Source organism: Gilliamella sp. B3482 (assembly GCF_026536805.1).
In the GTDB taxonomy this organism is placed as follows: domain Bacteria; phylum Pseudomonadota; class Gammaproteobacteria; order Enterobacterales; family Orbaceae; genus Gilliamella; species Gilliamella apicola_E.
In genome coordinates, this window is sequence record NZ_JAFNNL010000001.1 from 323661 (window position 1) to 335704 (window position 12044).

Sequence of the window (12044 nt, forward strand, 5' to 3'; positions counted from 1 at the left end):
AGTTAGTGGATTCCACCTATACGGCTAAAACGAATTCCTGTTGGCCATTGATCAGGTTGTTTTTCAAAACTGATCCAAATAGTTGTAGCTCGACCAACAAAGTTTTTTTCCGGAACAAAGCCAAAATATCGACTGTCACCGCTGTTATCACGGTTATCACCCATCATAAAATAGTTATCTTGTGGAACAACCCATGTTCCGATCGGTTGACCATTTTGATGATAAAAATAACTTGTATCTTCCATTTTTCCAGGCGTTGTTAGAACATCGTGAGTAATTTCACCTAAGGTTTCTTGTTGAATTTTCATATCTAATGTAATTCTAGAGTTAGAATCAACAATACCCTTATCTTTATATTGTTCTATTGTATAGAAGTCTGGGTTTTTCCCCATTTCGTCCACTTCTTTCCAATTACTTGCTTGGGGTTGAGTATAATGTAAATCTAATGGTTCAGAACGCTGACCAACACAATTATTATCGGTTGATTGACAAGCTGGATAAATGAGAATTTTCTTTTCATTAGACAAATAGACAATTTTATCGCCAGGTAAACCTACAACGCGTTTAATAATATCTCTATTTGATCCATCGGGGTGTTTGAAAACCGCAATTTCACCGCGTTTTGGGTGGCCAGTTGAAATTAAGACAGTATTGGTGATCGGATCGCGTAATCCATATGAAAATTTTTGTACAGCAATAAAATCACCAACTAATAGTGTTTGCATCATTGACCCTGAAGGAATTTGAAATGGTTCATATATAAATGATCGAATAACAAAAACCACAAAAAGAACAGGGAAAAACGAAGCTAAATTTTCAATCCAGCCTTTAGGTTTTCCAACTTCTGCCAAAATTTTACCATCAATTTCACCATTAGCTTGCTTACGAATCTCTTCAACTTTACGTTGTCTAGCAGGTTTCCATCGGTACTTCTCTAAAAACCAAAAGATCGCAGTAATGAATGTTGCTATTGTTAATATGATGGCGAATAAGTTAGCCATTTTTTATCCTCTTTAACTGATTAATCTTTACCAACATGTAGAATAGCTAAAAACGCTTCTTGCGGTAATTCTACATTACCTACTTGTTTCATGCGCTTTTTACCTTCTTTTTGTTTTTGTAAAAGTTTTTTCTTACGACTTACATCACCACCATAGCATTTAGCTAAAACATTTTTACGAAGTTGTTTAACTGTTGAACGAGCTATGACGTGGTTGCCAATTGCAGCTTGAATCGCGATATCAAATTGCTGACGCGGAATAAGATCTTTCATCTTTTCGACTAGTTCACGCCCACGGTATGGTGCATTGTCTTTATGGGTAATGAGTGCTAATGCATCAACACGCTCACCATTAATTAATACATCAAGCCTAACCATGTCAGCGACTTGGAAACGTTTGAAGCTGTAATCTAAAGAGGCATAACCACGTGAAGTTGATTTCAGTTTGTCAAAGAAATCTAAAACAACTTCAGTCATTGGAATTTCGTAAGTTAATGCAACTTGATTACCATGATAAACCATATTGGTTTGTACACCGCGCTTTTCAACACATAGAGTAATTACATTACCTAAATACGTTTGTGGAACTAATATGTTACATTCAGCTATAGGTTCACGAAGTTCTTGAATGTTATTCACTGCAGGTAATTTTGCAGGGCTATCAACATAGATAATTTCATTTTGAGTAGTCAAAACCTCATAAACTACTGTTGGTGCAGTAGTAATTAAATCAAGATTATACTCTCTTTCTAATCGTTCTTGAATGATTTCCATATGCAATAAGCCAAGGAAACCACAACGGAAACCAAATCCTAACGCACCAGAATTTTCAGGTTCATAAAAAAGCGAGGCATCGTTAAGGCTTAGTTTTCCTAATGCATCACGAAATGCTTCGTAATCATCAGAACTGGTTGGAAATAATCCTGCATATACTTGAGGTTTAACTTTTTTAAATCCTGGTAGTGGCTTGTCTGCTGGAGATTTTGCTAAAGTTAACGTGTCCCCTACAGGTGCTCCTAATATATCTTTGATAGCACAAACAACCCAACCTACTTCACCACAATGCAAGCAGTCTTTATCTATTTGTTTTGGAGTAAAGATCCCTAGGCGATCAACATTATAAGTCATTCCTGTACTCATAACTTTGATTTTATCACCTTTATTTAACTCACCATTCTTGATACGAATTAGCGATACAACACCTAAATAGTTATCAAACCATGAATCAATAATTAGTGCTTGTAGTGGTGCATTCGAATCACCTTCTGGCGCAGGGATATCATGAACGAGTTGTTCAAGCACATCAACCACACCTACTCCGGTTTTAGCCGAGCATCTTACTGCATTGCTAGCATCAATACCAACAATGTCTTCAATCTCTTCTGCCACTCTTTCAGGTTCGGCTGCCGGTAAGTCGATTTTATTAAGTACTGGTACAACCTCAAGGTCCATATCAAGTGCTGTATAACAGTTTGCAAGAGTTTGCGCTTCAACACCTTGCCCTGCATCAACAACAAGTAATGCACCTTCACATGCAGCAAGTGAACGAGAAACTTCATATGAAAAATCCACATGTCCTGGTGTATCGATGAAGTTTAGCTGATATGTTTGGCCATCTTTAGCATGATAATCTAAAGTAACACTTTGTGCTTTAATTGTAATACCACGTTCACGTTCCAGATCCATTGAGTCTAAAACTTGAGCTTCCATTTCACGATCAGAAAGTCCTCCACAGATTTGGATAATACGATCAGAAAGCGTTGATTTACCATGGTCAATATGAGCAATAATTGAAAAATTGCGGATATTTTTATTCATATCAATAAGTTATATTTTAGTTATGTACTGTTAATTATCGTTAGTGTTATTTGCTATAAATAACAAGTCAAATAATCACGAAAATAGAAGCAAACATTCTACACATTAATGGTCAGTAAGCATAGTGTTATCGAGAGGTTTACGGCGATTTCTCAACAATATTTTGGGCAATTCTTTCAATTGTCCCTTCAGGTAAATTACCAATAATAATAATATTTTTGTTACCCAGATTAGTTGAGAATATTGTTCTTCCGCCCTGCTGAATAAGTTGATTAGGTTGACTTGCTTGCTCTAAAGAGACATTTACTGTAAAAGAAAATACGCCATCAGAAAACAATTTAGTTGCAATATCAGAACTATAAAAATTGACATTATACGCCGCTATTTCTTTAAATCCTTTTGGCAACCATGCTAAGCGCCAAGCATCAAGTAAATTATTCTGTTTTTCGATTGATAATAAAATTGGGTAAGTTCGATTATCAATATAATTTTTGAATTTTTTAACATCGAAATCAACATCGATATCAACAACTTTCAATTGATTAACAATGTCATTATCATCATCAATTAAGTCTATTCGTAATGGTAAGAAAGTCTCATCATCGATCCATATAACATAGCTATAGCGATCTTTGTCTTTTGCAATTATTTTAACTAATTGAGCACCACGATTTGCCGTTCTAGTTTTACCTAATAAAATAAAATCATAAATATTCGCTATTGAATTAAAGTCATTATAAATTACATCAGGAAATGCCTCTGTTATGCGAGAACTAGCAATCGAAAATGAAGGGCTATCAGGTTGAAAATAACTGGTGGTGTTGTTATGCAAGATAATCTCTTTTGCTGGACCTTCAAGATAAAGCAATTGCGCATTAATATTTTCTTTTTTAGCTGCGCCTAAGTGATTATATTCAAAAGTTGAGCCAAATTGTTCTCTATCTTGTGATACAAAATGAATTTGATAATCATTGATTTGCACCGCTTTACTCATTTTATTTAATAAATTTAACGCTTCATTTGTTTCTGTTGCCATGGTTGAGGCAGAAAACAATATAAAAAACAGAGTAATAATAAAATTATTACTCTGTTTTAGCTTTATTTTTATTAAAGAAAATAGAAAATTCATTTTTATTTAACGGGCATTTAACCTTTTTTGTAATTCATAATCTTGAACGAGCAATCTAATTTTATCGTATTGTCTTTTTTCAAGTAATTGCTTGTCATTATGTTGTATTCCACCAACAGGAGCTACATTAACACCCATAGGAACAGTATTAAGCGTTGGAGCACCACTGGCATCGTCCGATTGACCTTGATGATATTGAACACCAGCAATAATTGCTAATGTAACACAAGCAGCAAGTCCAACTTGGCTAACTTTAGCCACAACATCTTTAATTCGCACCCAAAATAGATTTTCAGCTTTAGGAATTGAAATCTCATCTTGAGAAGGTTGCTCTGTTAATTGTGGGTATAAATCATCATCCGCAATCGCCATAGCAACTTGATTGCTAATATCTAATGTTAATGAACTACCGTGCAATTCTCCTCGCATTGCTTCTCTTGCGATATGATAGCGATGCCAGCAGGATTGCAAACTTTCATCATGGCTAACGACATCAACAAAGTTATCGTCTGTAAACTCACCATCCATCAATAATGAAAGTTGCTGCTTCTGTTCTATTTGCATAGTAGATACCTTAATTTCTTGCTACCTATTTTAATTTGTTCAAACCACTAACTAATTAATGGTTTTATTTTTTCATCAATAGCATCACGTGCTCTAAAAATACGTGATCTCACAGTTCCGACTGGTGTACCCATAATTTCAGCTATTTCCTCATAACTTAATCCATCAATTTCACGTAGTGTGATGGCTGTTCTTAAATCATCAGGTAATGCTTCAATTGCTTCAAATACTACTCTTTCAACTTCTTTAGAAAGAACTAAACTTTCAGGGTTATCGACATCTCTTAATGAGTCTGCACCTTCGTAACTTTCCGCTTCACTTGCATCAATATCCGAAGATGGTGGTCGCCTGCCTTGCGAAGTTAAGTAATTCTTTGCAGTATTAACCGCGATTCGATACAACCAAGTATAAAAAATACTTTCACCTTTAAAAGAGCTTAATGAACGATAAGCTTTAATAAAAGTTTCTTGCACAACATCAGGTATTTCAGAAGGTAAAACATAACGTGATACCAAATGAGCTAGCTTATTTTGATAACGTACCACAAGTAAATTAAACGCATTTTTATCTCCGTTTAAAACGCGATCTACTAAAACTTGGTCTGTTATTTGCTCCCCCATTAAAGGCCATCCCTCATTATATTATCACTATTAGTGTGGCCCAAAATTGTGCACTCTAACAGTTAGATTCGTAAATTTAAAAAAAGTTCCCATTATTTTAATAGAAATTTCATTTTCATTGCTAATTCTTTTATTTTTTATCATGTTGCATACTAAAAAAGTATGTTCCTCAACTTTTTTAATATACTTTTTGAACAAAACTAATTTAGTAAGAAGATTTCGCGTTCACCAGCATCGTTGTATGTAATTTGGTAAAATTGCGGTAAATTAAAATTAACAGAGCTACTGGTGGTAAACGTAAAGCGGTCATCAGATAATACATAAAAATCATTAATATCCTTGACCATGTTCTCTTTGGTACCGTTACAATTACGGTAAATTTCGATCTGATTATGCTCGTTTAAAATGTATAAATCAAATCCATTTGCGGTATCTTCAAAAAAGAATTGAATAATACCTTCATAAGCGACGCTATCTATCTCTTTAGGTAATTCATTACTTTCATCTAAAATATTTAGCGGTCTACCTTGAACTTTGTTGTTTGATACTGCACCATAAAAATCAATAGCACTTTCAAATTGATGGAATGACACGCCAAACCGTTCGAAGAATAGATACCAAGACGCCCCATCAATTCTCAATGGCTTAACTTGTGTTGAATTATTTTTAGTTGTCGATAATCTCAAATCAACACAATTGTACATCAGCCTTTTCATTTGATTTTTAATTTCATTACTTAGCTGGTTACTATAACAAAAGATTTCGACCGAATTGGGTAAATCAGCATCTTTGTGCATACGATTGAGTAAAGCTTTTATAGCTTCTAGCACACACAAAGTACCACTAAAATGCAAGACCCGAATTTCATTCCATGAGTTACGATAAAGTAAATCAATTGAGCTAACCAAACTTAATTCTTGCTTACCATAGTTTAGAACATTAGTGCTGATTTCATCTTCTAACTTTAAATTAACCGTTGGATCGTTTTCTAAATTCAATATGATTGCTAAATGGCGTATTTCACACGGACCATATAATTGTTCTTCTGTTGCTGTTGGAACATCAATTGGAAAGTAATTTTTCAGATCTTTAATCAGTTTGGTGATTTTTTTGTTATCACGGTCATCACCATCATAATAGTAAAATTGAGTTGAACCTGAAATCAAACCATTAAAGTAACACCAACCAACTAATTTGACTAAGTATTTACTATATTCTAGATATTGATGTCCAACAATCGAATTGAGTTTAGGTTTTTGGTTATAAACATACCAACCAGCTCGGTTAATCCGGTCTTCTTTAACATGGATAAAAGTTAAAACATCTTCCTGTAAATTATCAGAAATATTTAATTTCAATGTAGAGATTTTACCAGGAAGAACTTCAAAAGAGGCATATAATTTGCGAGTCAGTATTGCTAGATCTTGTGGGCTAATCAATGAATCTAAATTGTTACGACGGCCAAAATTGAGCAAATTTCGATAACCCGTCATCATAGTATGTAGTAATATTTCGTGTATTTCACGAACTTGCTCTATTTTCCAAGTTTTACTAGCATCTAATTTTTCCAATAATGATTGTTGCCACCCCCAATTTTGCACAAATTCATTTAATATGTCACGTCGCCATGACGATGAATTAGCTTTTTGTGACAATTTTTCATTCACTTTTAAATAAAAGCAATGTCTAACTAATTCCAGTCGTTGAAAATCTCTAATCTTTGTTAAATAGTTTGAGATCCTATCCAATAACATCGAGTATGAATCAAGATAGTGATGGGAATGGATTTCTCCTTTTTGAATTAATTCACGCATATCAAACGCGATAGGCCTATTTTTGGGATAGATCGAAGAATAAGCTTCAAGTAATAATGTTTTTAATACTGCTTTGAATGGTGAATCGATACTTTTATACAGTTGCCATAAACTCGCACCAAAGTACTCTTCAGCAGATAAACCCGTCAAAGGTCCAAAATCAATCCATTCTTCGCGTTTGATGATATTCGATACAACTAATGCCTGGACACATTTTTCATAGGTTGGATAAGTGACGTCATTGACTGTAAAATCAGAAGGAATCGCAAACCATAACAGACGTTTACCTGCTAAAAGGTTGGCTGAACGGTAAAATTCTTCGAGTAGTAATATGTGCTGTGCAGATCCACAGTTTTCACCCATTAGACATTCATGATGTTGGTTAATAAACCGATCGACATCAACAACAAATAAAGTAAGTTTAATGCCGAGATCTTTAGCCCAAGTTTCTATTAATCTGCACTTCTTTATTAATGCTTGCTTTTTAACATCAGATAAACTATTTTCGATACAGATCCATATATCAAGATCTGATGAGGTAGATTGCCCGATGGAACATGTGCTACCCATTGAATATAATGCTGAAATATTGGCGTGATTTTTTTTATTTACCTCACTGAAATTGAACTCATTTTTTAACTGTTCAACAATTTCATTGGATGGTTGATAATACGCAATACCTAATGGAGTCTCTTCGCCCGCATAACCAGGCAGATTGGGATGGTTAAAATGAAAAAGAACTGGCAATAATGAAAAGACACGCTGAAATTCCAGAGACATACCACTTTGAGCACGTTCGTGTTTTAGTATTGCAAGATCATCAAGTTCTTTTTTTATATTATTTATATCGTATTGCATAGCATTATTCAGGTGAAACAGATGTACTATTGACGAACAATTTCTCCAATAATTTTCTATTATAGCGTAAAAAGAATGTAAATTTACAAATAAATGAAATAAATATTATGATCACCCTAGAAAAAATATCACAATCTTTGAAAAATACCAAAAACCAATTTCAATTCATGAATAAAGCTGCCGTGTTAATCCCTATTATCACTATTGAAAACCAATTGCACCTGCTTTTTCAGGTACGTTCAAAAAAACTTAAATGGCAACCAGGCGATATTTGTTTCCCAGGAGGACGAGTTGAGTTATCGGATATCAGCCCTGAATATACCGCCAAACGTGAAACTTTCGAGGAGTTGGGTATTACGCTTGATCAAATTACCCTATTAGGACAATTACCTAAATTTTATGCCTCATTAGGCATGATAATTTATCCTTTTGTTGCAAAAATTGAGCATGTAGATAAATTGGATAATTTACAAATTAATCATGATGAAGTTGAGTCGGTTTTTACGGTTCCATTAGAATGGTTTATTGAGCATTCTCCCAAAAAAGCAACTATGTTTGTTGGCTTTAAACCTGATGATAATTTCCCTTTTGAATTAGTTCCAAATCGCACAGCAAATTGGCAAAAGAAATCGCAACATGATGTACACTTTTATCAGTATGGTGATTATGTCATTTGGGGATTAACTGCACAGATAATTAATTGTTTCATAAGCACCATAAATATAAATGCTTAGCTGTAATATGATGATTTATTACAAATAATAATATTTTTTAATATCGTAATATTTCTTTAGCATAAAATGCTTAAAAATATATTCTTTACAAAAATTTAAAGTGACACCTACACAAATATTCTAATTGATATATACTACTTAACGGTTATTTTTCTTTTCCACAATTTCCACATTGTTTTATCTAGCTGTTTGAAAGAATTAGTAAAAGATAGATCCCGAGAGCGTTTTTCGTTTTCATACTCTCATGCAATACCCTCATAGAATAAGCGTTACAGATTGTTTTTTTATTTTTATAACATAAATACAAAGGACATTATTATGAAACGTTATAATAAATCATCTATTGCATTAGCTTTACTATTATCTCTACCTATTGCCAATATTTATGCGGCTTTACCATTAACAGCAGAAGAAAGTAATAACTTAATTCCCTTCAAAGAAATCTCTGTAACCGGTAGCTACTTACAAGCACAAAATGCAGCAGATGATATATCAAAAGCTGCAGACGAAGTTGGTGCTAAATATTATCATATAACTGGTATTGAACAACCTTCTACAGGCACATCAACTGATCGTGCAATTGTTTATGCCGATGTTTATAAATCAAATGCACCTATTGCGGTAAGCAAAGAAGAAGTTACTCACAACGGTGTTGTGCTTTATCCTCGTTCAAAAGCCCTTTATTATTTACCATTTGCAGTCGTAAAATTTAAAGGCGATTATAATAACACTTCTGAAATTTTAGATGCAGCGAGTAAAATCGCTTCTGAAAAAGATGCCTATGCGTTTTATGTTTACTCAATTATTGCTGATGATGTAAAAAATCGTGAACAAGATGTTGATGTTGCATTATACAAAAAAGAGGCGCCAGTTCGTGACTTTATCATTTCTAAAGCAATCGCAGGCCAAGATGCTTATGAAATTACGAGCGAAGCATTCAAAATCATGAAGCCATATAAAACAATCGTTTTCCATGGAACATTTAATAATACCAGCGAAGTTAGCGCAGCAGCACAAAAATATGCTATCGCTAACGATGCACACTTCTACTATGTAAAAGAAATATCTAATAACCGTGCTGAAACAGCGCAAACTGTTTATGTAAATTTATATAGATAATCATTTTTTCAAGGCTGTCCATGCGTAAAAACTCTTTTTTCCGCATGGATAGTTTTTATTCAATTTTTGCATGTCAGTAATAAAAAAATATTTTTATCAATAAATTAATTTTCCCACATTTTTAACATTGAAATAAGTATCAACTTAATTGAAACGTAATGATTGTATCTTTCTATTAAATTTAAGAATTAAAAGGTAAGGTAACATGATGTTATTGAAAGGATTTAAATTTAAAAAGTTTTCTCAATTTTCAATAAGGTTTATTGTTTTATTAACAAGTTCGATATTTTTAATGAGTAATTTAGCTTTTGCACTGGTAGCAGTCACAGCACAATCTATTAATGGCAATCGCCCATATTTTATCGATCCTGATGCGGTTGGTGTTAATGGTTCCCGAGAGTATGATCAACAAAACTTCCAATATTTTGGGATAAAATTCCAATCTCAGGTTTTTACGGGAATCAATGACCTAAATCGTCAACTAAAAAATATCAATTTCCCTCAAGTTGATCCCAATGCCACCACACCTAATCAATTAATGACATCGTTAAAATCTAATTATGGTCTTGACGGTACAATGATACCTTTTTCCATGTCTAATCCAGTTGACAGTCAATTAGTTGCTGATGATGATGGAGATAGTATAACTCAAATAACCCCACCTGATGGGGGATTTAAAATAGATTGGTTCTATCGCTATGATAATAAATCCTATTTATTACTTGAATCAGATAGAAACAGAACTTTTTGTGAGTTGGCAAGATTAGGTTGGAGTCCTTATATTAGAATTTCAGGCTCTATTGCTTTAGTAACGCAATATGGTGTTCCAAATTATAAAGTTTATCCAGGAGCTAAAAAAGATTTTTTGATTTACAATGCAATCAAACCAACTGTTTGTGCCAATCGTCCATCAATTGTGCATTCATTCCTCTTCGAAAATCGGGATTATACTGGTGATTGGGTCTATTTAACTTGGGGGGATGCTAATCAACACGTTATTGATTCTGGTTTCGTCAATAAAGTAAGTTCTGGTGGGTTTCCAACAACGGGATTTGATCAAGCCCGATTCCTTATGTTTATAGCTGGAGCACCATTTGATTTATCGACGATAACATCATCAAATAGTTCAAAAGGCGTGAATATAGAAATAAACCAAATTACTGTTGGCGATATAGATAGTCATCTAATTAATACAGGGCTTCAAGTAAAATTGACAGGTGAAGCAACGGATGTAAATCCTACCTTTACCATAAAATCTGATGGCGAAGATATATACACGTTTACGATTAAGAAATGGTTCACATCGCCAAGCCAAGATGTTTACCATTACAACCAAAGCGCAAGTGTTTGCAATGGTAAATATGTTGTTCCTACTATTGAGGATTTGACCAATAGCGACCAAAACCTTATAACCAATGGTCCATGTAAGTCAGATAATAATTCTGATAACTGTTTGGCTATTACAACTAATCACTATTATCGTAGGATTGGTAATAGCCTTCTAGGAGAATGGGGTAATGTAACAAACGAAGGAAAACTTTATCACCACACCTACCCAGGTAACCATTTTCCTAAAGGTCATCTATATTGGACATCTGATGAACGAGATGCTACCAACCAATATACTGTTGGTACAACTATAGGAGCGATTGAGTGGCAACCCAAAAATAATGAATTAAATTTCGTCTGTGTACTTAAATAATAATTGTTCTAATCATTGCGCTTGTAGATTAAAGTGCGATGATTATTACTTTTAAGTTTGACTGCACATTAATTCATTTCTCGACAGCAAACTAAAGTATTAAGTTAGGTCTTAATGGCTGGGGTACCAGGATTCGAACCTGGGCATGGCGGGATCAAAACCCGCTGCCTTACCGCTTGGCTATACCCCAATTATAAAGGAGAAAAGATATCTGGTACGGGTAGTGAGATTTGAACTCGCACACCTTTCGGAACTAGAATCTGAATCTAGCGCGTCTACCAATTCCGCCATACCCGTGAAAAGGAATAACTAAGAATGTAAAAAGCAAAACAGATTAGCTAATAGATATCAAAATTTGCAGATTGGAATGGCTGGGGTACCAGGATTCGAACCTGGGCGTGGCGGGATCAAAACCCGCTGCCTTACCGCTTGGCTATACCCCAATAAAGGATAGATATTAAGATTAAATGGTGCGGGTGAAGGGACTTGAACCCCCACGCCTCGCGGCGCCAGAACCTAAATCTGGTGCGTCTACCAATTTCGCCACACCCGCATAATATACTTTCGGTTAAAGTATAACTTAATCTTAATGGTGGCTACGACGGGATTCGAACCTGTGACCCCATCATTATGAGTGATGTGCTCTAACCAACTGAGCTACGTAGCCATTTCATTCGCAACGTCAT

The 12044-nt window shown here is 34.4% G+C and carries 9 protein-coding genes and 5 tRNA genes; 3 read left to right on the plus strand and 11 right to left on the minus strand.

Annotated features, from left to right (window positions below; all coding sequences use genetic code 11):
• Positions 1 to 2: 2 nt before the first annotated feature.
• From lepB to J3U18_RS01560, 6 genes are all read right to left on the minus strand, one after another.
• Positions 3 to 1001 (minus strand): signal peptidase I, encoded by a 999-nt coding sequence (gene lepB, locus J3U18_RS01535; protein ID WP_220225033.1) that lies wholly within the window; start codon positions 999 to 1001, stop codon positions 3 to 5.
• 20 nt (positions 1002 to 1021) lie between these two features.
• Positions 1022 to 2818: a translation elongation factor 4 gene (lepA, locus tag J3U18_RS01540; protein ID WP_065562181.1), complete on the minus strand. Its 1797-nt coding sequence runs from the start codon at positions 2816 to 2818 to the stop codon at positions 1022 to 1024.
• Positions 2819 to 2957: 139 nt separating this feature from the next.
• Entirely contained in the window at positions 2958 to 3854 is an 897-nt protein-coding gene (locus J3U18_RS01545) for a MucB/RseB C-terminal domain-containing protein (RefSeq protein ID WP_220225034.1), read from the minus strand.
• A gap of 99 nt (positions 3855 to 3953) precedes the next feature.
• Positions 3954 to 4511 carry an RseA family anti-sigma factor gene (locus J3U18_RS01550; protein WP_065562183.1) on the minus strand — a complete coding sequence of 186 codons (558 nt, stop codon included), beginning with the start codon at positions 4509 to 4511 and terminating at the stop codon, positions 3954 to 3956.
• Positions 4512 to 4558: 47 nt separating this feature from the next.
• Positions 4559 to 5131, minus strand: a complete 573-nt coding sequence (gene rpoE / locus J3U18_RS01555) for an RNA polymerase sigma factor RpoE (protein ID WP_065562184.1) — start codon at positions 5129 to 5131, stop codon at positions 4559 to 4561.
• Between the two features lie 200 nt (positions 5132 to 5331).
• Entirely contained in the window at positions 5332 to 7803 is a 2472-nt protein-coding gene (locus J3U18_RS01560; protein WP_267352744.1) for a class I adenylate cyclase, read from the minus strand.
• A 107-nt stretch (positions 7804 to 7910) separates the two neighbouring features.
• Here J3U18_RS01560 and J3U18_RS01565 point away from each other — a divergent pair, with 107 nt between their 5' ends.
• The 3 genes from J3U18_RS01565 to J3U18_RS01575 all read left to right on the plus strand — a co-directional run bounded on the left by J3U18_RS01565 (position 7911) and on the right by J3U18_RS01575 (position 11358).
• Positions 7911 to 8537: an NUDIX hydrolase gene (locus tag J3U18_RS01565; protein ID WP_065562186.1), complete on the plus strand. Its 627-nt coding sequence runs from the start codon at positions 7911 to 7913 to the stop codon at positions 8535 to 8537.
• Positions 8538 to 8855: 318 nt separating this feature from the next.
• Entirely contained in the window at positions 8856 to 9656 is an 801-nt protein-coding gene (locus J3U18_RS01570) for a YdgH/BhsA/McbA-like domain containing protein (protein ID WP_065734310.1), read from the plus strand.
• Between the two features lie 292 nt (positions 9657 to 9948).
• Complete coding sequence (locus tag J3U18_RS01575; RefSeq protein WP_220225039.1) at positions 9949 to 11358, plus strand: hypothetical protein; 1410 nt, start codon at positions 9949 to 9951, stop codon at positions 11356 to 11358.
• A 115-nt stretch (positions 11359 to 11473) separates the two neighbouring features.
• On the opposite strand, the gene J3U18_RS01580 is transcribed toward J3U18_RS01575, so the two are convergent.
• From J3U18_RS01580 to J3U18_RS01600, 5 genes are all read right to left on the minus strand, one after another.
• A tRNA-Gln gene (locus J3U18_RS01580) sits at positions 11474 to 11548 on the minus strand.
• Between the two features lie 22 nt (positions 11549 to 11570).
• Positions 11571 to 11655 (minus strand) — tRNA-Leu (locus J3U18_RS01585).
• 71 nt (positions 11656 to 11726) lie between these two features.
• Positions 11727 to 11801, minus strand: a tRNA-Gln gene (locus J3U18_RS01590).
• A gap of 25 nt (positions 11802 to 11826) precedes the next feature.
• Positions 11827 to 11911 (minus strand) — tRNA-Leu (locus J3U18_RS01595).
• 37 nt (positions 11912 to 11948) lie between these two features.
• Positions 11949 to 12025, minus strand: a tRNA-Met gene (locus J3U18_RS01600).
• Positions 12026 to 12044 lie beyond the last annotated feature (19 nt).